25 protein-coding genes are annotated in these 26,666 nt (G+C 76.0%); 12 read left to right on the top strand and 13 right to left on the bottom strand.

Annotated elements, in window-relative coordinates; genetic code table 11:
• Positions 1 to 30: 30 nt before the first annotated feature.
• From FBY24_RS13395 to FBY24_RS13410, 4 genes are all read right to left on the bottom strand, one after another.
• Positions 31 to 1,050, bottom strand: a complete 1,020-nt coding sequence (locus FBY24_RS13395) for a CNNM domain-containing protein (protein ID WP_142161294.1) — start codon at positions 1,048 to 1,050, stop codon at positions 31 to 33.
• Positions 1,047 to 2,438: a hemolysin family protein gene (locus tag FBY24_RS13400; protein WP_222117249.1), complete on the bottom strand. Its 1,392-nt coding sequence runs from the start codon at positions 2,436 to 2,438 to the stop codon at positions 1,047 to 1,049. The genes FBY24_RS13395 and FBY24_RS13400 overlap by 4 nt, the downstream gene beginning before the upstream one ends.
• A gap of 100 nt (positions 2,439 to 2,538) precedes the next feature.
• The gene (locus FBY24_RS13405; protein WP_142161298.1) at positions 2,539 to 3,651 is read right to left on the bottom strand and encodes a bifunctional glycosyltransferase family 2/GtrA family protein; all 1,113 of its coding nucleotides are present in this window, start codon (positions 3,649 to 3,651) and stop codon (positions 2,539 to 2,541) included.
• A 10-nt stretch (positions 3,652 to 3,661) separates the two neighbouring features.
• The gene (locus FBY24_RS13410; protein WP_142161300.1) at positions 3,662 to 4,630 is read right to left on the bottom strand and encodes a phosphodiester glycosidase family protein; all 969 of its coding nucleotides are present in this window, start codon (positions 4,628 to 4,630) and stop codon (positions 3,662 to 3,664) included.
• Positions 4,631 to 4,727: 97 nt separating this feature from the next.
• On the opposite strand from FBY24_RS13410, the gene FBY24_RS13415 reads away from it, so the two are divergent.
• A complete protein-coding gene (locus FBY24_RS13415) occupies positions 4,728 to 5,087 on the top strand; it encodes a hypothetical protein (RefSeq protein ID WP_255432390.1) in 360 nt (119 codons plus the stop codon).
• Positions 5,088 to 5,111: 24 nt separating this feature from the next.
• Here the strand turns inward: FBY24_RS13415 and FBY24_RS13420 are convergent, their stop codons facing one another.
• The 4 genes from FBY24_RS13420 to FBY24_RS13435 all read right to left on the bottom strand — a co-directional run bounded on the left by FBY24_RS13420 (position 5,112) and on the right by FBY24_RS13435 (position 12,318).
• The gene (locus FBY24_RS13420) at positions 5,112 to 7,859 is read right to left on the bottom strand and encodes an HAD-IC family P-type ATPase (protein WP_142161302.1); all 2,748 of its coding nucleotides are present in this window, start codon (positions 7,857 to 7,859) and stop codon (positions 5,112 to 5,114) included.
• Positions 7,860 to 8,059: 200 nt separating this feature from the next.
• Positions 8,060 to 9,970 (bottom strand): DUF4914 family protein, encoded by a 1,911-nt coding sequence (locus FBY24_RS13425; protein WP_142161304.1) that lies wholly within the window; start codon positions 9,968 to 9,970, stop codon positions 8,060 to 8,062.
• A gap of 245 nt (positions 9,971 to 10,215) precedes the next feature.
• Entirely contained in the window at positions 10,216 to 11,100 is an 885-nt protein-coding gene (locus tag FBY24_RS13430; RefSeq protein WP_142161306.1) for a DUF4349 domain-containing protein, read from the bottom strand.
• 264 nt (positions 11,101 to 11,364) lie between these two features.
• The gene (locus FBY24_RS13435) at positions 11,365 to 12,318 is read right to left on the bottom strand and encodes a DNA-3-methyladenine glycosylase (RefSeq protein ID WP_142161308.1); all 954 of its coding nucleotides are present in this window, start codon (positions 12,316 to 12,318) and stop codon (positions 11,365 to 11,367) included.
• Between the two features lie 459 nt (positions 12,319 to 12,777).
• Between FBY24_RS13435 and FBY24_RS13440 the strand changes: the two genes are divergently transcribed.
• Positions 12,778 to 14,184 (top strand): mechanosensitive ion channel family protein, encoded by a 1,407-nt coding sequence (locus FBY24_RS13440; RefSeq protein WP_142161310.1) that lies wholly within the window; start codon positions 12,778 to 12,780, stop codon positions 14,182 to 14,184.
• Between the two features lie 24 nt (positions 14,185 to 14,208).
• Here FBY24_RS13440 and FBY24_RS13445 read toward each other — a convergent pair whose 3' ends face one another.
• Positions 14,209 to 15,201: a YafY family protein gene (locus tag FBY24_RS13445; protein ID WP_142161312.1), complete on the bottom strand. Its 993-nt coding sequence runs from the start codon at positions 15,199 to 15,201 to the stop codon at positions 14,209 to 14,211.
• 125 nt (positions 15,202 to 15,326) lie between these two features.
• On the opposite strand from FBY24_RS13445, the gene FBY24_RS13450 reads away from it, so the two are divergent.
• From FBY24_RS13450 to FBY24_RS13460, 3 genes are all read left to right on the top strand, one after another.
• Positions 15,327 to 15,854 carry a methylated-DNA--[protein]-cysteine S-methyltransferase gene (locus FBY24_RS13450; protein ID WP_142161314.1) on the top strand — a complete coding sequence of 176 codons (528 nt, stop codon included), beginning with the start codon at positions 15,327 to 15,329 and terminating at the stop codon, positions 15,852 to 15,854.
• Positions 15,854 to 16,435 carry a DUF1697 domain-containing protein gene (locus FBY24_RS13455; protein WP_222117250.1) on the top strand — a complete coding sequence of 194 codons (582 nt, stop codon included), beginning with the start codon at positions 15,854 to 15,856 and terminating at the stop codon, positions 16,433 to 16,435. Before FBY24_RS13450 ends, FBY24_RS13455 begins: the two co-directional genes overlap by 1 nt.
• Positions 16,436 to 16,525: 90 nt before the next feature.
• The gene (locus FBY24_RS13460; RefSeq protein ID WP_142161316.1) at positions 16,526 to 17,206 is read left to right on the top strand and encodes a DUF6518 family protein; all 681 of its coding nucleotides are present in this window, start codon (positions 16,526 to 16,528) and stop codon (positions 17,204 to 17,206) included.
• Positions 17,207 to 17,257: 51 nt separating this feature from the next.
• Here FBY24_RS13460 and FBY24_RS13465 read toward each other — a convergent pair whose 3' ends face one another.
• Positions 17,258 to 17,836, bottom strand: a complete 579-nt coding sequence (locus FBY24_RS13465) for a hypothetical protein (RefSeq protein ID WP_142161318.1) — start codon at positions 17,834 to 17,836, stop codon at positions 17,258 to 17,260.
• A 238-nt stretch (positions 17,837 to 18,074) separates the two neighbouring features.
• Between FBY24_RS13465 and FBY24_RS13470 the strand changes: the two genes are divergently transcribed.
• From FBY24_RS13470 to FBY24_RS13485, 4 genes are all read left to right on the top strand, one after another.
• Complete coding sequence (locus tag FBY24_RS13470; protein ID WP_142161320.1) at positions 18,075 to 19,271, top strand: alcohol dehydrogenase catalytic domain-containing protein; 1,197 nt, start codon at positions 18,075 to 18,077, stop codon at positions 19,269 to 19,271.
• Positions 19,272 to 19,376: 105 nt separating this feature from the next.
• Positions 19,377 to 20,417: an NAD-dependent epimerase/dehydratase family protein gene (locus FBY24_RS13475; RefSeq protein ID WP_142161322.1), complete on the top strand. Its 1,041-nt coding sequence runs from the start codon at positions 19,377 to 19,379 to the stop codon at positions 20,415 to 20,417.
• Positions 20,414 to 20,911 carry a thioredoxin domain-containing protein gene (locus FBY24_RS13480; RefSeq protein ID WP_255432391.1) on the top strand — a complete coding sequence of 166 codons (498 nt, stop codon included), beginning with the start codon at positions 20,414 to 20,416 and terminating at the stop codon, positions 20,909 to 20,911. The genes FBY24_RS13475 and FBY24_RS13480 overlap by 4 nt, the downstream gene beginning before the upstream one ends.
• Positions 20,912 to 20,973: 62 nt before the next feature.
• Positions 20,974 to 21,834, top strand: coding sequence for an SDR family oxidoreductase (locus tag FBY24_RS13485; RefSeq protein ID WP_142161326.1), 861 nt, complete (start codon positions 20,974 to 20,976; stop codon positions 21,832 to 21,834).
• Between the two features lie 51 nt (positions 21,835 to 21,885).
• On the opposite strand, the gene nhaA is transcribed toward FBY24_RS13485, so the two are convergent.
• A complete protein-coding gene (gene nhaA / locus FBY24_RS13490; RefSeq protein ID WP_142163544.1) occupies positions 21,886 to 23,211 on the bottom strand; it encodes a Na+/H+ antiporter NhaA in 1,326 nt (441 codons plus the stop codon).
• Positions 23,212 to 23,278: 67 nt separating this feature from the next.
• Positions 23,279 to 23,725 carry an HIT family protein gene (locus FBY24_RS13495; RefSeq protein ID WP_142161328.1) on the bottom strand — a complete coding sequence of 149 codons (447 nt, stop codon included), beginning with the start codon at positions 23,723 to 23,725 and terminating at the stop codon, positions 23,279 to 23,281.
• A gap of 127 nt (positions 23,726 to 23,852) precedes the next feature.
• Between FBY24_RS13495 and FBY24_RS13500 the strand changes: the two genes are divergently transcribed.
• Positions 23,853 to 24,668, top strand: coding sequence for a S9 family peptidase (locus FBY24_RS13500; RefSeq protein ID WP_142161330.1), 816 nt, complete (start codon positions 23,853 to 23,855; stop codon positions 24,666 to 24,668).
• Between the two features lie 66 nt (positions 24,669 to 24,734).
• Here the strand turns inward: FBY24_RS13500 and FBY24_RS13505 are convergent, their stop codons facing one another.
• Positions 24,735 to 25,313, bottom strand: a complete 579-nt coding sequence (locus tag FBY24_RS13505) for an NYN domain-containing protein (RefSeq protein WP_142161332.1) — start codon at positions 25,311 to 25,313, stop codon at positions 24,735 to 24,737.
• Positions 25,314 to 25,474: 161 nt separating this feature from the next.
• On the opposite strand from FBY24_RS13505, the gene FBY24_RS13510 reads away from it, so the two are divergent.
• Together FBY24_RS13510 and FBY24_RS13515 are read left to right on the top strand one after the other, a co-directional pair.
• Positions 25,475 to 25,993 carry a MarR family winged helix-turn-helix transcriptional regulator gene (locus FBY24_RS13510; RefSeq protein ID WP_142161334.1) on the top strand — a complete coding sequence of 173 codons (519 nt, stop codon included), beginning with the start codon at positions 25,475 to 25,477 and terminating at the stop codon, positions 25,991 to 25,993.
• Between the two features lie 146 nt (positions 25,994 to 26,139).
• On the top strand, positions 26,140 to 26,661 hold the full coding sequence (locus FBY24_RS13515; RefSeq protein WP_142161336.1) for a flavodoxin domain-containing protein: 522 nt from the start codon (positions 26,140 to 26,142) through the stop codon (positions 26,659 to 26,661).
• Positions 26,662 to 26,666 lie beyond the last annotated feature (5 nt).

Genomic DNA, 26,666 nt, shown 5'->3' on the forward strand with positions numbered 1-26,666 from the left:
CGGGAGGGGTCGGCCGTCGGGTCGTGCAGGTCAGGCGGGGGTGGTGGTGCGGGGGAGGAGGCGTTGGAGGACGTCCGCGAGCGTCACCACCCGCGGGCCGTCGGCCCCGGGGGCGCCCTCGACCACGGCCAGGTGGTGCCGGCCGTCGCGCATGGTCGCGAACGCCTGCGCCACCGGCGTCGACGCCGCGAGGGTCGGCACGCCCCGCACGAGCTCCGCCACCGGCGTCGCCGGGTCGGCGATCAGCGTGTCGCGCACGTGCACCGTGCCGGTGAACCGGTCCGCGTCCTGCACGAGGATGCGCAGGTGCCCGCTGCCCAGCGAGGCCCGCTGCACGTCCGCCGCGGTCGCGCCCGCGGGCACGCCCACCGGCGCGGCGGCGGGGTCGACGAGCTCGCCGACGGTGAGCCGCTGCAGGTCCAGCGCCTGCGAGAGCTGCCGGCCGAAGCCCGCGTCCAGGGCACCCACGTTCGCGGAGTGCTCGACGAGGTGGCGCAGCGAGGCCGGGTCCGACCCGACGGCCATCTCGTCCACGGGCTCGACCCCGACCCGGCGCAGGCACCAGTTCGCGGCCTCGTTGAGGGCGCGCAGCGCCGGCCGCGTCGCCCACATGAACGCCCGCATGGGCAGCGCGAGCATCGTCGCCGACGTCTCGGGGTGCGCGATCGCCCAGGACTTGGGCGCCATCTCACCGACGACGAGGTGCAGGAACGTCACGATGACCAGCGCCAGCACGAACCCGGCGACGTCCGCGACCCACAGCGGCCACCCCCAGGTCTCGAACACGGGGGTGAGCCAGTGGTGCACGGCCGGCTTGGTGATCGCGCCGAGCGCCAGGGTGGCGGCGGTGATGCCGAGCTGGCTGCCCGCGAGCAGCAGCGTCAGCTCCGAGGAGCTGCGCAGCGCGGCGCGCGCGGACCGGCTGGCACCCGCGGCGTCCTCCAGGCGGTGCTTGCGTGCCGCGAGCATCGCGAACTCGACGGCGACGAAGAACGCGGACAGGGCGATGATGACGACGGTCGCGACCAGCACGACCCACGGGTTGCTCATCGGACGTCCTCCGGGGTGGTGCGGGCGGTGCCGGGGTCGGTGTGCGCGGGGTCGGGCACGACGGTCAGCCGCAGCCGCGAGGGCACGTGCCGGGCGAGCGTGAGGACCTCGACCCGCAGGACGTCCCGGGGCGGGCTGTCGGTGACGGCCAGCAGCGCCGGGTCGGCGGGCAGCGGCACGTCGACGACCTCGCCGACCCGCGGCAGCGCACCGCGGTGGTGGATGGTCAGCCCGGCGACGGTCTCGTAGTCGTCGCGGGGCAGGTCCCGCCCGAGGGCGCGCTCGGCCTCGTCGACGTGCACGTCGCCGGCCACGACCCAGGAGCCGTCGTCGGCGCGTGCCGTCAGCTCGGACTCCATCGGGTCGTGCTCGTCGGCGATCTCCCCGACGAGCTCCTCGGCGACGTCCTCGAGGGTGAGGGCACCGGCGAACCCGCCGTACTCGTCGAGGACGCAGGCCAGCCGGTTGTCGCCGCCGCTGATGAGCTGCAGCGCGTCGGGCAGCGGCATGGAGGTCGGCACCAGCACCGCGGGGCGTGCGAGGGTCGCGGCGGTCGCGGCGGGGTCGGTGCAGCGCAGCACGTCGGCGAGGTGGACGACGCCGGTGACTGCCTCGTCGTCGAGCACCGGGTAGCGCGAGTGCCCGGTGCTCATCAGGGTGCGCAGCTCGTCGAGGGTCGTGCCCGGGTCCACGGTGCCGACCCGGCTGCGGGGCACCATGGCGTGCTCCACGTCGCTGCCGGGGAAGTCGAGGATGCGGTCGAGCAGCACGGCGACCTCGCGGGGCAGGTCCCCGCTCTCGCGCGAGTCCTGGACGATGTGCTCCAGGTCGCGCGCCGTCGCGGAGTGCTCGACGTCGTGGACGGGCTCGATGCGCAGGGCCTTGAGCAGCAGGTTCGACGCGGAGTCGAACACGTGGATCAGCCAGCCGAACACCGTCAGGTACGCGGTCGTCGACCGGGCCAGGCCCACGGCCACCGGCTCCGGGCGGGCGATCGCGAGGTTCTTGGGGAACAGCTCGCCGAAGAGCATCTGCACGAACGTGGACAGCAGCAGGGCCAGGACCGTGCCGACGGCGACGCCGACGCCCGTGGGCACGGACAGCCCGCCGAGGGCCTCGCCGACGGACTCGCCGATGAGCGGCTCGGCCACGTACCCGACGAGCAGGCCGGTCACGGTGATGCCGAGCTGGGCGCCGGACAGCATGAACGACGTGCGGCGCGTGACCTGCAGGGCGCGGCGTGCGCCGTCGTCACCGGCGTCGGCGCGGGCGGCCAGGCGCGAGCGGTCGACGGACATGTAGCCGAACTCCTGGGCCACGAAGTACCCGGTGACGGCGGTGATGGCCAGCACGACGAGCACACCCAGGAGGAGCGAGAGGACCCACATCAGACCCTCACCCCCCGGTGGGTGGCGGTGCGCGTGCGGGGGCGAGGGCGGCGACTGTGGCCGGGACTGTCGGGGTCCATCATCTCTTCCAGGTCAGGGGTCAGGTCCGGCGGGGGAACGAGCGACGCGGCCCACCGGTTCCCACGGTCTCACGGACGACGTCGGCGGCGGGGGCAGCACCCACAGCCCCGGCCGGGGCGCGGTGCGCGAACACGTAGGCCCGCTGCGCGCCGTAGCTCACGCACAGCAGCGTCACGTCGGTGCCGAGCTTCGCCACGAGCAGCGGCACCCCGACGTGCGTCAGCGCGGCCAGCAGCACCCAGGTCGCGCCCAGCAGGGTCACGGCGAGCGCCGCGTACCGGGCCAGCGAGACACGCCACGGCACGCGGGCGCCGCCGAACACGTGCCGCCGGTTGACCGTGAAGTTGACGGTCGCCGACACCGCCCGCGCCCCCACGACGGCCACGCCGAGCGAGCCCGTCAGCGCCTCCAGCACGAGCAGCGCCCCGGTGTCGACGACGGTGGCGGCCAGCGAGGACGCCGCGAACCGCAGCAGCGGCGCCATGACCCGGACCGAGTCGCGCACGGCGCGGAAGTGCGAGGAGGCGTTGCCGTCGAGGTAGATCGTGGCGATCGGCACCTCGACGACCGGGACCCCGGCGCCGGGTGCGCGCAGCAGCACCTCGAGCTCGTACTCGAAGCGGTCCCCGGGCACCTGCGCGAGCCAGGGCAGCAGGCCCGCGGGGTACGCGCGGAGCCCGGTCTGGGTGTCGACGAGGCGCAGACCGGTGACGGCGCGCAGCAGCAGCCGGCTGGCGACGTTCCCGACCTTCGAGCGCCACGGCACCTCGTCGACGAAGAGGCGGGACCCGAGGACGACGGCGCCGGGCTCGGCGGCGGCGCGCGCGGCCACGCGCAGGACGTCGACGACGGCGTGCTGGCCGTCGCAGTCGGCGGTGACGACGTCGTGCCCGGGGTGCGCGGCGCGGGCGTGCGCGAACCCGTGCCGCAGGGCGTGGCCCTTGCCGCGGTTGTGCGCGTACCCCACGACGTCGGCCCCGGCCGCGCGGGTGGCGGCGAGGACGGGGGCGTACGCGGGGCCGCTGCCGTCGTCGACGACCACGACAGGCAGGTCGGGCGCGGCGGCCCGCAGGTCCTGGACGAGGGTGACGAGCCGGGCGTCGGGCTCGTAGGCGGGGACGAGGACGATCACGGCGGCCCCCTCAGCCCGTGACGTACAGGATGTCGGAGGTGCCGCGCTCCTCGCCCCGGCCCAGGGGGTCGTTCACGAGCGCGCCGTCGTACCACATCGTCGAGGAGCCGCCGCCGTCGAGGTTGTACGCCGTGGTGGCGCCGAGGTCGACCATGATCTGCGCGAGCTCGGTCATGTCGACGCCCGCGCTGTAGCCCGGCGAGCGGCCGTCGACGACGACCATGACGAGGTGGTTGGTGCCGACGATGCCGATGGCGGTGCGCGGCTGGTCGCCCTGGACGGAGTGGTTGCCCACGTTGGTGTCGACCTCGACGTCCTCGATGCCGTCGAGCACCTGGCCGTCGTCGACGAGCGCGGGCCCGAACGAGACGGTCTGCCACGCGCCGGCGGCGACGAGCTCGTCGGCGGTGGTCGTGGTCTCGTCGTAGACCTCCATGGTGCCGTCGCGGTACAGCACGAGACCCTCGCGGGCGCCCTCGTCGCGGTAGACGACGCCGTTGCGGATGACGATGCCCGTCTCGCGGAACCCGTAGTAGTCGCCGTTGATCGCCAGCAGCGCGTCGTTGTCCTCGGCCATCTGCGACGTGGTCTGGGTGATGTTCGTGCCGAACTCGTTCTGCGCGAACGCGGACCGCAGGGCGGTGGCGTCGCCGAGGACGACGTCGGCGACGTAGTACGTGACGGTCGCGTCGCCGCTGCCGGTGGTCACGGTCGAGACGGTGACGCTCGTGCCCGCGGCGGACGTCGCGGCGTCGGTCGGGGTGGTGCCGGTCTGCGCGGCCTCGTAGGCCTGGACGTCGGCGATCTCGACGTGCTCGACGACGAACCGGTCCAGGGCCCACCACGTGGCGCCGCCGGCCGGCAGCGCGACGGCCAGGGCGGTGACGGCGGCGACGCGGACGCGGGCGCGCCGCGCGCGTCGGGGCGGGGTGCCGGCAGCCGGGCCGGGCGGGTGCGGGGCGGGGGTGTGGGGGTCCATGGGTTCAGGTGTACGGAGGCGGCCGGTGAGGCCCCCGTGCGGGTGATGTGCGCCCGCTGGGAGCCGTGATCGAACAGGTGTTCGATACGCTCGGACCATGCCCGACCGCACCGCCACGCCCGCGCCGGGCCCGGGCGCGCCCGCCGGCCAGACCCCCGCCCGGGCCCGTGGGGGCGGGTTCGCAGGTCAGCGCCGGGACGTCGCCAACAGCGAGGTGCCGGACGGCATCCCGACCCGGCCGCAGGGGGACGTGCCGGTGATCGTGCGGGTCGTGTGGTCCGACGGCGTGGAGGAGTGGCGGCCCGCACGGGCGGTGCGCTGGACGCGGTCGCACGTCATGGTCGCGTGGCGGGACCGCGAGACCGACCCGCGCTCCGAGCGGCACACGTGGCTGCGCGCGGGCGACGTGGCGCGCTCGGTGAGCTGGTTCGTCCCGCCGGCGCGCCCGGGCCCGTGAGAGGCCGGTGCGCAGCCCCGTGCGTCAGGCCGGGATGCGTCGGGTGACGGCCTTGCCGGCCTCGATCAGCAGCAGCACCCCGACGGCCACGGCCGCCGTGAGGGCCCAGTCGCGCAGGCCGATGGGTGCGGACTCGAACCAGTCGTTCATGAACGGCGCGTAGGTGAACACGAGCTGCAGCACGAGGAGCGACCCGACCGCCACCCACACGACCGGGTTCCCGACCAGCACCCGCGGCGTCAGGCTCGAGCGGTGCAGGAACCGGCACGAGAACAGGAACGCGATCTGCCCGAGCACGAGCATGGTCACGGCGCTGGTCTGCGCGACCCCGTCGGAGGCGCCCAGGTCCTTCTCGACGAGGTACACCGCCAGGGTCGTCCCGCCGATGAGCAGGGACGCCCACACCACGAGCACCAGTGCCCGGCGCGAGAGCACCGGTTCGCGCGGGGAGCGCGGCGGGCGGTCCATGATGCCGGGCTCGGCGGGCTCGTACGCCAGGGCGAGGGACAGCGTCACGGCGGTGACGAGGTTGACCCAGAGGATCTGCACGGGCGACAGCGGCAGCGTCAGGCCCAGCAGCACCGCGACGAGGATGACGAGGGACTGCGCGCCGTTGGTCGGCAGCAGGAACACCACGGACTTGCGGATGTTGTCGTAGATCCGCCGCCCTTCCTCCACGGCCCGCTCGATGGTGGCGAAGTTGTCGTCCGCGAGGACGATCTCGGCGGCCTCCTTGGTGGCCTCCGTACCCTTGATGCCCATGGCGATGCCGATGTCCGCGCGGGTCAGCGCGGGCGCGTCGTTCACGCCGTCGCCGGTCATGGCGACGACCTCGCGGTGCGACTGCAGGGCCCGCACGATCCGGATCTTGTGCTCGGGGCTCGTGCGCGCGTACACGTCGACCTCGCCCACGCACCGGCGCAGGTCCTCCTGGCTCATGGCCTCCAGCTCGGGGCCCGTCAGGGCCTGGACCTGCTCGCCGGCAGGGACGATGCCCAGCTCCCGGGCGATCGCGACGGCGGTGCCCGCGTGGTCGCCCGTGATCATCTTCACGGCGATGCCGGCACGGTGGCACTCGGCGATCGCGGCCACCGCCTCGGGGCGCGGCGGGTCGACGATGCCGACGAGGCCGAGGAAGACCAGGTCGGTGTCGACGTCGTCGATCTCGAGGGAGTCGTCGGCCGCGGCGGCCGGGCGGTGCGCCGCCGCGAGCACCCGCAGGCCGCGGGCACCGAGCTCGTCGACGGCGCGCTCCCAGCGCTCCTGGTCGAGGGGCACGGGTGCGCCGTCGGGGCCGCGCTGCGCGGTCGAACGGTCGAGCAGCCGGTCGGGCGCCCCGACCACGTGCACCTGACGCGTGCCGTCGGCCAGCGCGTCGAGCGTGGCGGAGAACTTGTGCGCGGAGTCGAACGGCACGGCGGCGAGCCGGGCGGTGCCGGTCGGGTCGACCCCGGCCTTGCGCGCCAGGGTGCGCAGGGCGCCCTCCGTGGGCTGGCCCACGACCCGCCAGCGGCCGTCCTCGTCGGTGACGACCTGGGCGTCGTTGCACAGCGCGGCGGCGAGGACGAGGGCGTGCAGGTCGCCGTGCTCCGCCAGGTCGGCCGGTGCGTCGGCGCCCTCGGGCGTGACCCGGCCCTGCGGGTCGTAGCCCAGGCCCTCGACCGTGTACGTGCCCCCCGCGGTGACGACCGTCCGCGCCGTCATCTCGTTCTTGGTCAGGGTGCCGGTCTTGTCCGAGCAGATCGTCGTCACCGAGCCCAGGGCCTCGACCGCGGGCAGCTTGCGGGTGATCGCGTGCCGGCGGGCCATCTGCTGCACGCCCAGCGCGAGCGTGATGGTCACCAGTGCGGGCAGGCCCTCCGGCACCGCGGCGACCGCGAACCCGATGGCGGCGGAGATGAGGTCGGGGGTGTCGAAGTCGTGCACGACCCGCCCGATGACGAGCATCGCCCCGGCCATGAGCAGGATCCCGCGCGAGAGCAGGGTCCCCAGGCGGCCGAGCTGGCGCTTGAGGGGCGTGTCCAGGTGGTCGACCTCGGCGATGAGGGCCTGGATGCGGCCGATCTCGGTGCCGCCGCCGGTGGACGTGACGACACCCAGCCCGGTCCCGGCGGACACGATCGTGCCCGAGAACAGCATGCTCGACCGGTCGCCGACCCCCGCGTCCTCGCCGACCGCGGCGACGTCCTTGACCGCGGGCACGGACTCCCCGGTGAGCGCGGACTCGTCGACCTGCAGGTGGGTGGCCTCGAGCAGCCGCACGTCCGCCGGCACCTTGTCGCCGCCGCGCACGCGCACCACGTCGCCCGGCACGAGCGTGGCGGCGTCGACGTCGCCCCACCGTCCGTCCCGGCGCACCGTGGCCTCGAGCGAGAGCATGGTGCGGATGCCGTCGAGCGCGCGCTCGGCCTGACCCTCCTGCACGAACCCGACCACCGCGTTCGCGACCGCGACGACGAGGATCACGGTGAAGTCGACCCAGTCGCCCAGGAAGGCCTTGAGCACGGCCGCGGCGAGCAGGATGTAGATGAGCACGTCGTCGAAGTGCCCGAGGAACCGCAGCAGCGCCGGCGTGCGCGCGGCGGTCGGCAGCCTGTTGGGACCCGCCTCGTCGAGGCGCCGGGCCGCGTCGTCCGTGCCCAGCCCGTCGGGCGTCGACCGCAGGGCGGCGAGCACCTCGTCGGGCGTGCGGGCGTACGGGCGCGGGTCGTCGGGTGCGGGGTCCGCCGTCAGCGCCTGCGCCGTCGTGCGGTCGGCCGGGCTCGGTGCCATCGGGTTCACCTCGGGTCGGACGTCGTCGACGTGCCTGGCACGTGCATCGTGGCACGGCCGCCCAGCCTGGGCGCGGGGGAGGGCGGGTGTGGCACGAGGCCGCACCCCGGGGTCGGGGTGCGGCCTCGCACGGCGGCCGGGCGGGTGGCCCGGACGCGGGTCGCGTCGCCCGCACGGCACGGGCGGCGCAGGTCAGGGCGTCACACGTACAGCGGTGTGAGGGCCACGTAGTCGTCGATCGTGCCGTCGGCCATGACGGTCTCGATGATCCGGCGGCCCAGCGGGTCGAGGTCGTCGGTGAGGAACTGCTCGAGCTCGGACTTGAAGAACCCCGTGAGGATGGCGCAGCCGGCGTCATAGGCCTCGAGGCCCACCTGCGACTGGTACTCGGGCTGCAGCAGCGTCGGGCGGATCTGCTGCCCGTCGAGCTTGATCTCCTTGGGCCGGTACCCGAACAGCGAGCACCGCGCGGGCGTGAGCTGCTCGGGCAGGATCCGACCGCCGCCGCGCCGCGCCAGGTACTCCCGGGTCAGCCACTCGGCGGAGAAGCCCACCTTGTACGCGCCGATGTGCTGGTTGGGCGTGAGCACGTACCGGGTGCGGTCGTTCTCGACGAGCTGGTGCAGCAGCAGGTTCGCCGCGGCGACCTTGGTGCCGGTGGAGAAGGGCCAGTAGGAGCCGACGCCCTCGGCGACCATGCCGCCGTGCTTGAGGGCCTTCTTGACCTCCTTGCTCTCGCCGATCGAGGGGTTCTTGTCCCCGCGCGGCGCGATGAGCCGCCACACCCACGCCAGCGACGGCGGGATGACGTGCATCATGCCCATGATCCCGTAGCTCGGGTTCTCCCGCGTGCACAGCGGCATCCGGACGCCGAACGTGCGGACGTCGACCTCCTTGGGCTCGCTGATGACGTTCTTCACCGAGCCGCGGGGGATGACCACCCGCGGGTTCGGGCACCGCTTGCCGTTGGAGTCGAGCGTGTGCTCCCAGGGCAGTGCGGTGGCGTCGGCGACGCCGTCGATCGAGAGGAACACCAGCGGCTGGTCGGGGTCGATGACGGCCCGCTCGAACGCGGGGTCCTCGCCGTAGCTCGTCATGTTGTCGACGCGGACGAACCAGCCGGCCTCGGCGTCGGCCACGACCAGCTTGCGGGTGCCCTTCTGGATGGACGGGTGGCACAGCGTCATGTCGTCCGTGACGGGGGCCAGCGCCGACGTCTCGCCGAGGAGGATGTGGTACGGCTCGTCGCGGACCACGTTGGTGCCGACGAGGATGCGCCCGTCGTCCTCGCGGCGGATCTCCTGGCACATCTCGGACTTGCCGCCGCCCGAGGCGCCCTCGTGCATGATCACGGTCTCGTTCTCGTACGGCGTGGTCACGCGCACGCTCGAGGCGTGGGCCGTGAGCCAGCCCTCCTGCTCGCCGATGTCGAGCAGCACCGAGAACACGCCCTTCTTGGCGCTGGGGCCCGGGTACAGGTTGTACGCCCACACCTCGTGCAGGGTCGTCGAGCGGTTGTGCACGACGACCTGGCGGCCCTCGAAGTGCGTGTGCCGGAACGGCGGGGCGCAGTACAGGACCGACCGCGGCGTGAACGGCCCGATCTCGTCGAACGTCACCCAGCCCTGCAGGTCCACGAGGGTGAGCGCGAAGAACGCCGAGCTCACGGGCACGACGGCCAGCGACGGGTAGCCGTGCACGGGGCCGCCGGCCTTGAACGGCACGACGACGAGCTCCTGGGTGGCCAGCCAGTCCAGGGTCTCCTGGCGCGTGTCGTCGAACCCGGTGCCGAACACGTCGCGGTAGCGGGGCTTGTCGGTCGGCAGGTCGTCGGCGATCCGCATGCAGTCCGGGTCGCGCCGGCGCATGTAGTCCTCGGGGTAGTTCACGGCGAGCCCGTTGCGGCAGCGCGTCACGGTCGCCTCCGGCACCATGCGGCCGTCGACCTCGTACTCGACGGTGAACACGGGGCCGCCGTCGGGCCCGAGGCACAGCTCGTACAGCTCGGCCCGCGTGGCGGGCACGATGATGCGCGGGCACTTCTCGAGCGCGGCGCGCACCTCGGGGGGCAACGAGACGTCGAGCAGGCTCTCGGGGACGGTGACGCTCACGGCAGCTCCTTCGTCGCAGGTGCGACCGGGTGCGTGCGCCCTCGCGGTGGGCGGGTGCGTGGGCGGCCCGGCCGAGCGTCGTCGCGCACGCGGAGGTCGTCCCCGGGCGCGGCGTGCTCTTGACCTGGACGTTACGGCTGCTCGACCCCGTTCGTCGTGGGACCTTCGGCCGGGCCGGGGCCGGGTCCGGCGTGCCCGGCACCGGCGTGTCGTGCGGCCCCGGTCGGCCGGCGTGGTCCCGGGCGTCAGGCAGGGTCGCCGACGGGTGCCGCAGGGGCCGGTGCGGCGGCCGCGGCGCGCCGGCGCCGGGAGCGCCGCACGAGCACCACCGGGACGACGACGAGGGCGACGGCCGCGGCCCAGGGCAGCAGGACGCCGACGACCACGAGCGTCGCGCGCGCGGCCCCCACCAGCCCGGCCCAGCCCGACCCCAGCCCGTCGAGGAACGTGCGCGGCCCGGCCTGCGCGACGGGTGTGCCCGCCGGCGGGTACAGCTCCACGTGCAGCGTCGACAGCGCCACCCGGTCGGCCACGCGGGCCCGCTCCGAGCGCAGCTGCTCGAGGTTCGACTGCCGCTGCGTCAGGGCCTCCTCGGCGGCGATCACGTCGGCGTTGGTGCGCGCCCGCGACAGCAGGTCCTCCATGCGGGCCACCGACACCTCGGTGGCCGAGATGCGTGCGTCGAGGTCCTCGGCGGCCGCCGTGACGTCCTCCCGGCTGATCGTCAGCTCCTCCACCACGCCGATCCGGTCCAGCTCGGCCGTGACCTCGTCGACCGTGCCGGCCGGCACCCGGATCGTCAGGCGTGCGCTGCCGGGGTCGTCCTCGGTGCCGGCCCGCTCGTACCGGTCGTCGACGCGGCCCTCGACGCGCTCGACCAGGGCGACGACCTGCCGCACGGCCTCGTGCGGGTCCGCCACGGCCACGTACACGTCGCCGGTCTGCACGACCTGCCGGTCGTCCTCGCCGCTCGAGGACGTGTCGCCGCCCTCGTCCGCCGCCACGCCGTCCATCTCCTCGGCGACGTCCTGCCGGGCCATCTCCACGGACGACGCGCCCGCGTCGTCGCCCCCGCCGCTGCACGCGGCGAGCAGGGCGACGAGCACCGCGGCGGTGGCGCCCGCCAGCACGTGCCGTCGCCGCCGGGCGCGGCCGGCCGGTGGCGTGCCGCCCCGTGCGGGCGGGGCGAGTCGCGCAGCGGCCTCGGGGGCGGTCGGGGGGGACGGTGCGCGTGGTCCTCGTCATACCTGGCCACGGTAGGCACCTCGGGCCCGTGACGTCGACGGTTGGCGCGATCGTGACCGGAACGGCACCGGATCACCCCGTCACGGTGACCTGGCCGTGACCTGGCGCCCGTCCTGACGCGCGGCCGAGACCGCGCCGTGACCTGGATGTCAGTCCGCGTACCCGGCCGCGGCCCACAGGTGCGTCGCCGCGACGGCACGGTACGGCGACCACGGTCCGGCGACGGCGGCGACGGCCTTCGGGTCGGGCAGGTCGAGCACCCGGCGCAGCACGAGGTCGCCGCCGGGGAACGCGTCCCGGTCGCCCAGCGCCCGCAGCGCCACGACGTCGGCGGTCCACGGGCCGATCCCCGGGAGGGCCAGCAGCCGCGCGCGCACCTGCGCGAGGTCCGCGCCGGGCGCGAGCACGAGCCCGTCGGCGCACGCCGTGGCGAGGGCGTGCACCGCGCGGGCCCGCGCGTGCGGGACCCGCAGCACCGCCTGGAGCGCGACGGGGTCGACGGCGGCGAGCGCGTCCGGCGCCGGGTAGGCGAGCAGCCCGTCCGGTCCCGGCGTGCCGTACGCGGTCGCGAGCCGACCGCCGCACGTGCGTCCCGCGGCCAGGGTCACCTGCTGGGTGAGCACCGCCTGCACGGCGGCCTCGAACCCGTCCGGGTGCCCGAGCACCCGCAGGTGCGGCCGGGACCGCAGCAGGGGCGCGAGGCGCCGGTCCCGCCCCAGGTGCGCGTGCGCCGCCGCCAGGTCGTCGCCGAGGCCGAGCCACCGGTCGAGCAGCGCCCCGGTGGCCGCGGGCGGGGCGTCGGCGGTCGCGCTCACGCCGTCGGTGGTCACGCGCACCGTCACGGGCGTCGGCCCGCCACCGAGGTCGACCAGCCGGCGCACGGTGCCCGCGGCGTCTGCGGCCGGGCTGCCGGCCGCACCCGGCGTCGGGTCGTCGTCGGCCGGTGCCGCGTCCAGCGCGACGTCCTCGACGCCCGGCACGGCTCGGGCGCCGAACGAGACCAGCACGGCGCGTGCGTCCACCGGGGTGACCCGCGTCACCGTGACGGGTGACGGCCGCACGGGCGCGGTCCCGGCGTCGCGCGGCAGGTGCGGCGTCGTCATCCGTCGACCGTACGGGTTTTCACCCGCGGTTGCGGGCCGCGGCGATCGGGCTGATCTTTGACGGTTCAGCGACGTTCGGTCGAGAGAACGTCAAGGCCATGTGACGTACTGGTCACACGTTCGACATGCCAGACGTGACGAACGGTGCCACACTCGACACAGCCGATCGCGGGGACGTGCAGCTCCCGTGACCGGCCGCACCAAGGTCCGGCGAGAGCCGGCCGGCCCGGGAGGGTCCAGGGAGTGCGCCACGCCTCGTGCCGGCGAGACGCCTCTTGCGCCGGGTCCCGCCCCCGTCCGACGGGGGCGGGACCGGTCGCTCCCACCGCTGCACCCGTCCCACCACCAGCGTCCCCGCCAGCGCGGCCGGGCACGCGCCGCGTCGAGGGTGAGCACGCTCACGGCGTCCGGACCGCTTCCCCTGGTGCCGGTCCGCGGGCCTCTGCCTAGCCTGGACGGATGACCACTCCCTCCGTGGCCACCACCGTCCCCCTCCGTGCCGAGCCCGCCGCCGTGCCGACGCCCTCGCCGACCGACGGCGAGGTCCTCGTCGCCGCAGCGCGCGACGTCGGCGACGTCCTGCTGCTGGTCCTCGCCGCGCTCGCCGCCGTGGCCGTCGCGTACGTGGCGGCGGCCGTCATCGGTGCCGTCGTGCGCCGCGTCGCACGCCGCTCGACGGTCGCCGCCGAGCTGTCGCGGCGCTCGCGCCGCCCGCTGCGGGCCGTGCTCGTGGTCGTCGCCGTGTGGGTCGCCGCCCGGCTCAGCACGTCCGCCGACGAGGTGTGGCGCCCGGCGCTCGAGCACGTCGCCCTCATCGCCCTCATCATCACGCTGACCTGGCTGGTCGGGTCGTTGGCCTTCGTGCTCGAGGACCTCGCGCTCGCCCGGTACCGGGTCGACGTCAAGGACAACCGGCACGCGCGCCGCATGCGCACCCAGGTGCAGGTGCTGCGCCGCCTCACCGTCGCGGTGCTCGTCCTCGTCGCGATCTCGGCCGTGCTGCTGACGTTCCCCGGCGCCCGGGCCCTCGGGGCCAGCCTCTTCGCGTCCGCCGGGCTCCTGTCGATCGTCGCCGGCCTGGCCGCCCAGAGCTCGCTGGCGAACATGTTCGCCGGCATCCAGCTGGCCTTCACCGACGCGATCCGTGTCGACGACGTCGTCGTCGTCGAGGGGGAGTGGGGGCGGATCGAGGAGATCACCCTGACGTACGTCGTGGTGCACGTGTGGGACGACCGGCGGCTCATCCTCCCCTCCACGTACTTCACGACGACGCCGTTCCAGAACTGGACCCGGCGCGCGGCCGAGCTGCTCGGCACCGTCGAGATCGACGTCGACTGGCGTGTCCCGGTCGACGCGATGCGTGCCGAGCTCGCCCGCCTGCTCGCGGCCACCGACCTGTGGGACGAGCGCGTCGGCATCCTCCAGGTGACCGACGCGGTCGGCGGCGTGGTCCGCGTCCGCGCGCTGGCCAGCGCCGTCGACGCCCCGACCCTGTTCGACCTGCGCTGTCACGTGCGTGAGGGCCTCGTCGCGTGGCTCCAGCGCGAGGCGCCGGAGGGTCTGCCCCGCACGCGGCTGGAGCACGACGGCCGACCGTCCGAGGTGGTGCCCGAGCGCCCGGCGCCGCAGCCGGCCGACCGGCTCTTCACCGGGAGCACCGACGCCGTCGCGCGGTCGCAGGCCTTCAGCGGGCCGGGGCAGGAGGTCATCGACGAGCGGGAGCACGCCGCGCACCGGCAGGACGAGCCGGACCCTGCCGACGGACCGGCCGACGAGCCTGCGGGCACGGCCGCGCGCGACGTCCCGCCCGCGCAGCACGCCGACGGGCGCGGCGAGGACGACCCCGTCCGCGGCCGGGGCGAGTGACGCCGCGGCCCGCACGCCGCTGCCTCAGCCCGCGGGCGGCGCGGCGGCGGAGAGCCGCGCCGCCAGCCGCACCACCGCGTCCCGCAGCTCCTCGGGCCCGACGACGACGAACGGCACGCCGTACATCGTGAGCACCGCCGCCAGGCCGTCCCACGACCACGCGCCGACGACGACCCGGCTCCGGTCCGGTCCGAGCGCCTCCACCTCGGTGTCGCGCGCCGACCACCGTGCCGCGGTCGCCGCGGGCATCTCCAGGACCACCTCGCCCCGGCACGCCGCGTCGGGACGCCGCCCGAGCCGTCCCGCGACGAACGCGGCGACGTCCCCGCCGGGCACCGCGCGGGCGGGCACGCGACGACCCGCGGTCCCGCGCGGCGTCATCCGGTCCACCCGGAACAGCCGCCAGTCGTCCCGGTCGAGGTCGAACCCGACGAGGTACCAGCGTCCGCCCCACCGCACCAGGTGGTGCGCTTCGGCGCGGCGCGGCGGCCGGAACGCCGCCTCGCCCGTGCCCAGCACGGGTCCGCGGCCGCCGTCGTGGTCGAACCGGAGCACGACCCGCTCGCGCACGGCGGTGCCGACGGCCAGCAGGACGTCCCCGGCGACGACCGGGGTCTCCCGGTCGTCCGCGCGCGCCACCACCGTCACGGCGAGCGCGTCCGCCGCCGCCCGCAGCCGGGACGGCATGACCTGCCGGAGCGTCTGCAGCGCGCGGGCCGCGGCCTCGTCGACCCCGGCGACACCCGTCGCGGCCGTCTGCAGCGCGATCGTCAGGGCCACCACCTGCTCGTCGTCGAGCAGCAGCGGCGGCATGTGCGCACCCGCCTCGAGCCGGTAGCCGCCGTCCGGCCCCTTGGTGGCGTGCACCGGGTACCCGAGCTCGCGCAGCCGGTCGACGTCGCGCCGCACGGTGCGGGGGCTCACGTCCAGACGCCGGGCGAGCACGTCGCCCGGCCAGTCGCGGTGCTGCTGCAGCAGCTGCAGCAGCGCGAGGATCCGCGCCGAGGGTCCGGTCATGACCCCACCCTGGCACCGGTGGCGGTCAGGACCTGTCCGCCACCGCACCTCACACCCGCACGGCGTGCGGCGTCTGCCGGGTGCACGGGACGGCGGTGTCGGGGGCGAGGGTGAGGATGGGACGCATGGAGCACGTGCACGTGGTGGTCGGCTCGCCGATGGGCCCGGTGGTGGTGGCGGCGCAGGACGTGGCCGACGGGGCGGTGACGCACGTGCGGCTGCCCCGGGCCGACGGGTCCGCCGCCGACGACGCCCTCGGCGGACGCGTCGAGCCGCACGAGCACGCGGCCCTCGCGCACGCCGCCCGTGAGCTCGACGAGTACTTCGCCGGGGAGCGCCGCGACTTCACGGTGCCCCTCCACCCCGCCGGCACCGCGTTCCAGCGCCTGGTGTGGGACGGGCTGCGGCGCATCCCCTACGGCACCACCACCACCTACGGGGCGCTCGCGGCCGCCCTGGGCCTCGACCCGCGCACCACGTCGCGCGCCGTCGGGGCCGCGAACGGCGCCAACCCCGTCGCGGTCGTCGTGCCGTGCCACCGCGTCATCGGCGCCGACGGCACGCTCACGGGCTTCGCGGCGGGGATCGGGCGCAAGCGTGCCCTGCTCGACCTCGAGGCGGCCGTGGCCTCGGGCACGACGGTGCTCTTCTGATGGCGGCGCCGCACGCCGGTGGCGCACCGGGCCCCGCCGGCACGGTGATGGTCGCCCTCCTGCGGGGCGTCAACGTGGGCGGCGCGTCCCGCGTGCCGATGGCCGAGCTGCGGGCGGTCGTGCACGCGTGCGGCTACGGCGACGTGCGCACCTACGTCACCAGCGGCAACGTCGTCCTCACCTCGCCCGACCCCGACCCGGCCGACGTCGCCGCACGCCTGCGCGAGGCGTGCGCGCAGGCGTTCCCCGCCGCGCCCGACGTGGTGGTGCGCACCCGCGCCCAGCTCGACGCGGTCGTCGCCGCCAACCCCTTCCTCGACCGCGACGACGACCCCACCCACCACCACGTCGTCTTCCTGCCCGGCGCGGAGCCGGCCACCGCCCCCGCGCTCGACCTCGCCCCCTACGCGCCCGAGGAGTTCGCCGTCGGCGACCGTGAGCTCTACCTGCACCTGCCGCACGGCATGGGGCGCTCCGCGCTCGCGGTCGCGGTGACCCGTGCCACGCGGGGGCGCGGGACGGCCCGCAACTGGCGCACCGTGACGACCCTGGCGGGCCTGGCCGCCGCGACGCCGGGCTGACCCCGGCTCCACCCCGGGGCTGACGGCCCACGGCGGCGCCCCACCCGCCGGCCGACGCGCGGCCGCCGGGCGCCCCGCCATGCTCGGCGCGTGTCGACTCCCGCGCTCCGCGCCCCCGCCGCCCCCGCGACCGTCGCACCGCGCCGGGGCACCGCACGCACCGTGGTGCTCGCCGCCACCGCCGGGCTCCTCGCCGGTGTCGTGACGTCGTTCGCGCAGACCGTGCTGCCCGGCCCCGTCGCCGGGCTGGCGAACGCCGTCACGCCGTGGCTCGTCGCACCGTTCCTCGTCGGCGTCCTCGGCCCCGCCCGCCGCTGGGGCGCCGTGCTCGGCGTCCTGGCGTGCGCGCTGCAGGTCGTCGGCTACTACGCCACGGCCGCGGCCCGCGGCTTCGGCGTCAACCCCGGGACGGTCGGCTTCTGGCTGGTGTGCGCCCTGGTCGGTGGAGCCGTCGCGGGTGCCGCCGGCTGGTCGTGGTGGCGCAGCGGCGAGCCGGCCGCCACCGGGTCCGGCGCCGTCCACGGCCGGGAGCGAGGGCTCGGCGCCGCGCTGCTCGTCGCCGCCTGGCTCGCCGAGGCGCTCGTCTCCTACGGCTACGTGCTCGGCTACGTCGACGACGCGGTCACGTTCGCGGTCGTCGGCCTGCTCGCCGCGGTCCTGCTCACCCGCCGGGGCCCGCAGACCCGCGCCGTCCTGCGCTGGCTCGCGCCCGCGCTGGCCGCAGGATGCGTCGGCTTCGCCGCGCTGCACGCCTTCGGCGGTGCGGTGTGACGGCCGCCTCCGGACGTCTGCCCGGTGCGGTGCCCCCCGGGCGCAGCCGGCTCAGCGCGCCCCCGCAGGGAGCCACGTCCAGCTCGCGAGGAGGGCCTCGACGAGAGCCGTCGACGTCGGCTGGTCCGCCGGCGCGTCGAACACCCCCACGGTGAGCAGCCAGCCGTCGTACGACACGATCGTGTCGGTGTGCACGTGCCGGCGCGGAGAGCTCTCCACCTCGATCTGGAAGGCCGACGCGGGGGCGCCCGCCAGGCTCGTGGCGTAGGGGGCGGCCAGCTGCCGGGCCCGCAGCCCGTGGCTGCCGGACAGGACGTGGTCGAGCGACTCCTGCGACAGGGCGAGCAGCCCTTCCGCAGCGTCGCCCGGCCGGGCGCACGTGCCCATCACATAGCTCGCCGCCCCGACCCGTACGACGAAGTCGGTGGTCGCCCCGCGCGTGGAACGCTCCCGGACGGGGCGCGACGGCCCCGCGGCGGCGAACCGGTACCCGGGCCGGCCGGCGCGGTCCCGGGGCACGACGATCTCGCGGTCGATCCTGTCGGAGTACGGCAGCGGCGGTCGCCGCCGCTCCCACCGCACGAGCAGGCGGAGATGGAGGTCGTCGAGCCATGACCTGAGGTGCGTCATGCCGGTCGCATCGGTCGTCCTCCGTCCGGGCATGAGGCCGGAACTCTTCTCGCCCTGTGGTCGGCGCCGCGCCACGCCACGGTCCGGTCCGGCCGGGCGGCTGCGCCTCCGAGCGGGTGCGGTACCGGCCGTGCGGTGCGACGGTGGAGGGGCACGACCGGTGCTCGTCGAGAAGCGGGCGGCACCCCGCCGCGGCCGGTGGCCGCAGGCCCTCCCCCCAGGACGAGGTGATGACGACGTGCGTGCACTGACGTGGCAGGGACGTGAGCAGGTGGCGGTCGAGGACGTGCCCGACCCCCGCATCGAGGAGCCGACGGACGCGGTGGTCCGCGTGACGTCGACGGCGATCTGCGGCTCCGACCTGCACCTGTACTCGGTCCTCGGGCCGTACCTGAAGCCCGGCGACGTGCTGGGCCACGAGACGATGGGCGTCGTCGAGGAGGTCGGCCCGCAGGCCGCGGGGCGGCTGAGCGTGGGCGACCGCGTGGTCGTCCCGTTCGGCATCGCGTGCGGCACGTGCTTCATGTGCACCCGCGGGCTGCAGTCCCAGTGCGAGACGACGCAGGTCCGCGAGCAGGGCAAGGGCGCAGCGCTGTTCGGGTACACGTCGCTGTACGGCAGCGTCCCCGGCGGGCAGGCCCAGTACCTGCGCGTGCCCCAGGCGCAGTACGGGCCCGTCGTCGTCCCCGCGGACGGTCGCCCCGACGAGGCGTACCTGTACCTGTCGGACGTGCTCCCGACCGCGTGGCAGGCCGTCGTCAACGCCGACGTGCCCCCGGGCGGCACCGTCGTCGTCGTGGGGCTCGGGCCGATCGGGCAGATGGCCGCGCGCATCGCCCGCCACCGCGGCGCCGGGCGGGTCGTCGGGATCGACGGCGTGCCCGAGCGCCTCGCCATGGCGCAGCGGCACGGCGTCGAGACGATCGACGCCGCCGCCACCGACGACGTCGTGGCCGCCGTCAAGGACCTGACCCAGGGGCGCGGCGCCGACGGGGTCGTCGAGGCCGTCGGCATGGAGGCCCACGGGTCACCCGTCTTCGCCGCCGGGCAGAAGGTCGCCGGGCTGCTGCCCGACGCGCTCGCGCAGAAGTTCATGGAGAAGGCCGGCGTCGACCGCATGGCCGCGATGCAGACGGCCATCGGCGCGGCCCGCCGCGGCGGGACGGTCTCCGTGGTGGGCGTCTACGGCGGTGCCGTCGACCCGTTCCCGATGATGGACGTGTTCGACCGGCAGCTGACGTTCCGCTTCGGCCAGGCCAACGTGCGGCGGTGGACGGACGAGCTGCTGCCGCTCGTCACCGACGACGCGGACCCGCTCGGCGTGCTGGACCTGCGCACGCACCGGGTGCCGCTCGAGCAGGCGCCCGCCGCGTACGACATGTTCCAGCGCAAGTCCGACGGCTGCGTCAAGGTCGTCCTCGACCCCGCGGCCTGACGGGTCCGCGTGCGGCGTCCCGGCGCGTGACGTGCCGGGACGCCGCGCAGGGAGCAGACTCGGCACCCACGAGACGTCCCGGCCGGGACGCGAGGAGGAGGCACCGTGCGGGTCGTCGTCGTCGGAGCCAGCGGCAACGTGGGCACCGCCCTGCTGCGGCGGATCGCCGCGGACACCACGATCACGTCCGTCACGGGCGTCGCCCGGCGGGTGCCCGCACGCACGCCGCCGCCCCCGTACGACGTGGCCGACTGGGTCGCGTGCGACGTCGGGGCCGGGGACGACGACGCGCCGACCGTCGCCGCCCTGGCCCGCACCTTCGCCGGCGCCGACGCCGTCGTCCACCTCGCCTGGGCGATCCAGCCGAGCCACGACCGTGCCACGCTGCGGTCCACGAACGTCGTCGGCACCCGCCGCGTGGCGCAGGCCGCCGTGCGTGCCGGCGTCCCGCACCTGGTCGTCGCGTCCTCCGTCGGCGCGTACTCGCCCGTCGCCGACGACGACCCCCGCGACGAGGACCTGCCCACGGGCGGCACCCGGACCAGCACGTACAGCGTCGACAAGGTCTCCGTCGAGCAGCTCCTCGACCGCGTCGAGGCCGACCACCCGTCGCTCGTCGTCACCCGGCTGCGCCCCGCCCTGGTCTTCCAGCGCGACGCGGGCCACGAGATCGCGCGGTACTTCCTCGGCCCCTTCGTGCCGACACCCGTGCTCGCCGGCAAGGTGCCGGTGCTGCCGTGGCCGACGGGCCTGCGGCTGCAGGTCGTGCACGCCGACGACCTCGCCGAGGCGTTCCGCGAGGCCGTCGTCCGGCAGGTCCCCGGCGCCTTCAACGTCGCCGCGCCCCAGGTGCTGCACGGGCACGACGTCGCCGCCGTGGTGTCGCAGGGCCGGGTCCGTGACGTCCCCGCCCGCGCCGCCCGGCTCGCGCTGTCCGCCGCCTGGCGGGTCCGCGCCGTGCCCGTCGGCCCCGGCTGGTTCGACATGGCGCTCGGGGTGCCCGTGCTGAGCACGGCGCGCGCCGGACGCAGCCTCGGGTGGCAGCCCGCCCGGACGGGCCACGAGGCCCTCGCCGAGCTGGTCGAGGGCATCGCCGCCGGCGCCGGCACCGCGAGCCCCCCGATGCGCGCGCGGTGGCGGCTGTGACCGGCGAGCACCCCCACGTCCTGGGCGACCCGGACGCACCCGTGACGGTCGTGGAGTTCGGCGACCTCGAGTGCCCGTACTGCGCCGAGGCGGCACCCGTGCTGCGCCGCCTCGTGGAGGAGTCCGACGGCCGGGTCCGCCTCGTGTGGCGGCACTTCCCCCTGTTCCAGGTGCACCCGCACGCGCTCGCGGCCGCGCTCGCCGCGGAGGCCGCCGGCGCCCACGGGCTGTTCTGGCCCATGCAGGAGCTCCTGCTGGCGCGTCAGGACCGGCTCACCGAGGCCGACCTGCGCGCCTATGCGACCGAGCTCGGCCTCGACCCCGACGACGTCGTCGGCGACGGTGCCCAGCAGTGGGCGCCGCGGGTGCAGGCGGACTACGCCGAGGGCCTCGCGCACGACGTGCACGGCACCCCCGTCGTCTTCGTCGACGGCGTCCGCCAGCGCGGCCGTCCCACCCTCGACGGCCTGCGGGCCGTCGTCGACGCGGTCTGACCGGCGTGGTGCCCGGGGACCGCCGGCGCGGACCTGCGCCCGCGAGGCGGCAGGATGGGGGAGTGAGCACCCCCGCCGCCCGCACCGCAGCCCCGCGCGACGCCGCCCCCGGCCCCGCCGTGCCCCGCACCGCGCTCGTCACCGGCGCCGGTCGCGGCATCGGCCGCGAGCTCGCCCTCGCGCTCGCGCGCGCCGGGTGGGCCGTCGGACTCGTCGGGCGCACCCGCAGCCACCTCGACGACGTCGCGGAGCAGATCCGCGAGGACGACGGGCACGCGGTCGTCGCCGCCGCCGATCTCGTCGACGCCGCCGCGGTCGCCGCGGCCGTCACGCACGTCGAGACGGGACTGGCCGGCGGCATCGGCCTGCTCGTCAACAACGCCGGCGTGATCGAGGACGAGGAGCTGCCCTTCGCCGCGGCGGACGTGGAGGACGTCTGGCGCGTCGTCGAGACGAACGTCCGCGGCCCCCTGCTGGTCACCCACGCCGTGCTGCCCGGCATGCTCGCCCGCGGGTCCGGCCGCGTGCTCAACGTGAACTCCGGCTCCGGACACCGCGCCCAGCCCACCTACACGGGGTACACGATCAGCAAGGGCGCGCTCGCCCGGTTCACCACCCAGCTCGACCACCAGTACCGCGACGCCGGCATCCGCGTGCTCGACCTCGCGCCCGGCGTCGTCGCCACCGCCATGACCGCCGCCATGCCCGTGCACGCCGGGCGCACCGCGTGGACCGACCCGGCCGACGTCGCCGCCCTCGCGCTGGGGTTCGCCGCCGGCGATCTCGACGACCTGTCGGGCCGGTTCGTGCGCGCGGGCGTCGACACCGTCGCGTCCCTGCGCGAGCACGCCGCCGCGATCGTCGACGCCGACGCCCGCACGCTCCGCCTGGCGACGTGGGGAGCCGACGACCCCATCGTCTGAGGGCCCGCCTGACGACCTGGTCGTCCCCGCTGCTCCCGACGAGCCGGGCCCTCAGGCCGGCGGACGCCAGGGCAGGGGCGGCAGCTCCGCGGGCACCTGCGGCGGCGAGCACAGCGGCAGCCGCTCACCCAGCCACCGCAGCAGCAGCGACCCCGCGACCGCGGCGACCAGGGAGCCCGCGAGCACCCCGATCTTCGCCTGCTCCAGCAGCACCGGGTCGTCGAACGCCAGCTGGGCGATGAACAACGAGATCGTGAACCCGATGCCCGCCAGCACCGCCCCGCCCAGCAGGTGCCCCCACCGCACCCGCCCGGGCAGGTCGCCCAGCCCCAGGCGCAGCGCCAGCGTCGCAGCACCCGTGATCCCGACCGCGTTGCCCACGACGAGCGCGACCGCCACGCCGATCGTCAGGCGCGACGACGCCGCCTCGGCCAGCGTCGCCGGGTCCAGGCGCACCCCGGCGTTCGCGAGGCCGAACAGCGGGACGACGACGTACGCGCTCCACGGGTGCAGGGCCCGCTGCAGCCGGTCGCCCGTCGGCACGGCCGCCCGGCCCGCACGCTCGGCGTCGCGCTCGCGGTCGGCGCTCGCGTCCTGCAGGAAGCGCCGCGCGTGCAGAGCGACCGCGTCCCGCCGCCGCTCGTGCGGCACCGCCGTGGGCACGAGCAGCCCGACGAGGACCCCGGCGATGGTCGCGTGCACGCCCGAGGCGAGGACCGCCGCCCACAGCGCGAGCCCCACCAGCACGTACGGCGCGAGCTGCCACACCCCGCGGACCCGCAGCCCGACGAGGGCGAGCACGAGGACCCCGGCCACGGCGAGCGCGACGACGTCGACCTCGTCGGTGTAGAAGACCGCCATCGCCGTGATCGCGCCGATGTCGTCGACGATGGCCAGCGTCAGCAGGAAGAGCCGCAGGCGGTCGGGGCAGCGCGGGCCGAACAGCGCGAGCACCCCGACGAGGAACGCCGTGTCGGTCGACATGACGACGCCCCAGCCGTGGACGGCGTCGGTGCCGGCGTTGAACGCGACGAACACCAGCACGGGGACGAGCAGGCCGCCGAGCGCACCGAGCGCCGGCACGGCCACGGCCCGCGGGTCGCGCAGCTCGCCGCGCGTCAGCTCCCGGTTGATCTCCAGGCCCACGACCGCGAAGAACACGGCCATCGCGGCGTCGTTCACCCAGTGCTGCAGGTCCAGCTCCAGGGCCCACGGGCCGACCGCCACCCCCGCGGGGGTGTGCCACAGGGCGGTGTAGGCGTCGCGCCAGGGCGAGTTCGCCCAGGCCAGGGCCAGCACGGTCGCGGCGAGCAGCACGACGGCGCTGCCCGCCTCGGTGGCCAGGAACGCCCGCACGGGCGGGGCGAGCGTGGCCATGCGGGCGCGCGTCGACGTCGGGCGGGCGGTGCTCACCGGGTCACCCGGTGCGCTGCGGTCGGCGCCGTCACAGGTCGGGGGAGCCCGCCGTGGCGGGGACGTGCGCGCCGTGCCCCGCGGCCCGCAGCGCGTCCCGCAGCCGCTCTGCCGCGGCGTCGAGGTCCGCGGCCGGCACGTCGGCGCGGGCGTTGGCGAACGTGAGGCTGGACTCGTCCCACGCGGGCAGCACGTGCAGGTGCAGGTGCGGCACCTCGAACCCGGCGACGAGCAGCGCCGCACGCGGTGCGTCCCACGCGGCCTGCTGGGCCCGGCCGACGGTCTTGGCCACGACCACCAGGTGCGCGAGCAGGTCGTCGGGGGCGTCGGTGAGCTGGTCGACCTCGGCGCGCGGCACGACCAGCGTGTGCCCGTCGGTGATGGGCGCGATGGTGGTGAACGCGACGGCCCGGTCGTCCGACCAGACGAAGCGCCCGGGGATCTCGCCGTCGATGATGCGCGTGAACAGCGTGGTCATGGGCCCACGCTACTGCCGCAGGACGCCGGTGGTCGCGGAGCGCCCGGGCGGCGCCGGCCGGGTGCTGAATCGTTTAGGTCGTGGACCGGGGTGGTTGCCGGACGCCGCGAACCGGTAGGAAACGGGTGTGCTCCCCTCCACCACACCCGCCCCCTCCGCCGCGCGGACCACGTCAGCGCCCACCCGTCGCGCCCGGCCCGCCGTCGGCGCCCTCGCCGCCGTGCTCGCGCTGGCGGCGCTCACCGCCTGCTCCTCCGACACCCCGCCCGATCCCGAGGCCGTGCCCACGAGCGCGACCACCACGCTCGCGGCCGCGCCCGTCGAGCTCACCCCGACCGACCCCGACGCCTGCCTCGCGGAGGGCGTCGCCGCCGCCGACGTCGGCGAGGACCTCGCCGCCACGCACGTGGCGTGGGCGGGCTCGGGCACCCGCGGCGTCGTCCTGTCGCCGCAGGACGGCGGCGACGTGTGCCAGTGGGCCGACGAGCTGGTCCGGCTCGCGTCCCAGGGCTACCTCGTGGCCACGTTCACCTGGGGCGGTGCTGCGGAGGAGTCCGTGCGCGGCGCCGTCGACGTCCTGCGGGCCGCCGGCGCCCAGGACGTCGCGCTCGTCGGCGCGTCGATGGGCGGGGCCTGGTCGGCGGCCCTCGCGCAGGACCTCGACGCCGCCGCCGTCGTCGCGCTCAGCCCGCCCGCCGCCTTCGGCGACCTCGACGCGACGGCCGCGTCGCACGGGTACACCGGTCCGATCGTCGTGGTCGCCTCCGCGGACGACGGCGACGTGCCGGCCGCGCAGAGCATGCAGGTCGCCCCGCTCGACGACCCCGACGCCTACGTCGAGCTGAGCGGGTCCGCGCACGGCGTCGCGCTCCTGGACGGCGAGCACGCCGACCAGGTCCGCGACATCATCGACGAGACGCTGGCCGCCGGCTTCGGCGGCTGACCGTGGACCGGCACCGGGCTGCGCGCCCTGGAGCGTGCAGCCCGGTGCCGGTGGGCCCGGCGGGCGTCAGAGGTAGCGGACGGGGTCGAACTCCTCGAGCGGGATGATCCGCAGCCGCGGCAGCTGCACGTTGAACGCCGCGACGTCCGTCTCCAGGTCGAACACGCTCAGGCCGCGGGACGTCAGCTGCGCGAGCTGCTGGCTGGTGAACTCCCGGAACGCCATGAGCCCGACCCGCCGGCCGCCGTCGACGAGCTGCTCGACCTCGGGGGCGAAGTCGCCGTCGTGGCTGGCCAGCAGCACGTCGCCGTCGCGCAGCGCGATCGCCTCGAGCGTGCGCTTGATGCCGATGTCGACGACCTTCTCGTACGACTCGCCCGACAGCGGGATCGGCACGAACCCGATGGCCGTGAGCGCCTGCACGAACGACATCGGCAGCGTGCCGTTGGACGCGTTGAGGAAGAACAGCGCCTTGACCGGCTGCCCCCACGTGCTCTGCGCGAAGCTCAGCACCCGCTCCCAGCGCGGCCGCTGCTCGGGCGTGGGCCGGCCGCCGAGGATCGACGAGCCGAGCGTGGCGTCGATGTTCTCCCCGTCGACGAGCAGGTAGGTCGTCCCGGTCCCCGGGGGCGCGGCGTCGCTCATCCGGCCAGCGTAGACGCCGGGGCCCGCGCGGCGCCGGGCGACGGGCCTGCGACCTGCGGCGGTGGCATGATGCAGCGCGAGCCGGGGCGGCCGGCGCGGGTGGACCGGTCCCCGTGCGCGACCGGCCGACGGGCACCGGCACGGGCGGGGGGGGACGGGCGATGGTCGACGACGGCGTCGCGGACGACCGGACGGCGCAGCCGCGGGCCGACGTGCGGCTGGCCGCCGAGGCGTGGGAGTCCCTGTTCCGCGCCCAGGTCGCGCTCATGCGCCGGTTCCAGGCCGACGACGTCTGGGGCGAGCTGAGCATCCAGGAGTACGACGTGCTGTTCACGCTCGCCCGTGCCCCGGAGGGCACGCTGCGCCCGCGCGACCTCGGCGAGGGCAGCCTGCTCACCCAGCCGAGCCTGTCCCGGCTCGTCGACCGGCTCGAGGCGGCCGGGCTGGTGACGCGCGCGCCCGTGGCGGGGGACCGGCGCGGACGGGCCGTCCGGCTGACGGACGCGGGCCGGGCCGCGCAGCGCGAGATCGGCCGCCGGCACGTGCGCTCCATCGACCACCTCGTGGGCGGCGCGCTCGACGCCGACGAGCTGACCACGCTGCGCCGGCTGTGCGACAAGCTGCGGGCCGCCCAGCCGCACCTGGTCGACCCCGTGGCGGCGCCCGGGCGCGCCGGCTGACCGACCCCACCTCCTGCCGGGCCCGGCCGGTCGGTGACCTGCGGCACCTCAGGACCTCGGGCCCACCCCTGCCGGACGGGTGACGGCGACGATGGTGAGACGTCGCACCCGCGGCGGCCACCGATCGCACACCGAGGAGGGGACGGATGCGGATCCTGCTCGCCGTGGCCTCGCGCCACCAGGGGACCTGGGAGATCGGCGAGGTGATGGCCGGGGTGCTCGCCGGCCGTGGCCACGTCGTGGACCAGCGCGCGCCCGAAGACGTCCCGTCGCTCGACGGGTACGACGCCGTGCTGCTCGGCTCCGCGGTGTACGTCGCGCACTGGCTGCCGGCCGCCCGGCACCTCGCCGACGCGTTCGCCGACGAGCTGCGCGCCCGGCCGGTGTGGATCTTCTCGTCCGGCCTGGCCACCCAGCCCGCCAACTCGGCGAACTCCCCGCTCGAGATCGCCGCGCTGCGCGAACGGATCGGCGCCCGCGGGCACCGCTCGTTCCGCGGGCGGCTGGACCGTGCGGCGCTGACGTTCGCCGAGCGCGCCATCATCGCCGGCGGACGCGCCAAGGAGGGCGACCACCGCGACATGGCGGCGGTCGCGACGTGGGCGACGCAGATCGGCGAGGAGCTGGACCTGCTCGCGGCGACGCCGGCGACGCCCGCCCGCGTCTGACGCGG

The organism is Cellulomonas sp. SLBN-39, assembly GCF_006715865.1.
In the GTDB taxonomy this organism is placed as follows: domain Bacteria; phylum Actinomycetota; class Actinomycetes; order Actinomycetales; family Cellulomonadaceae; genus Cellulomonas.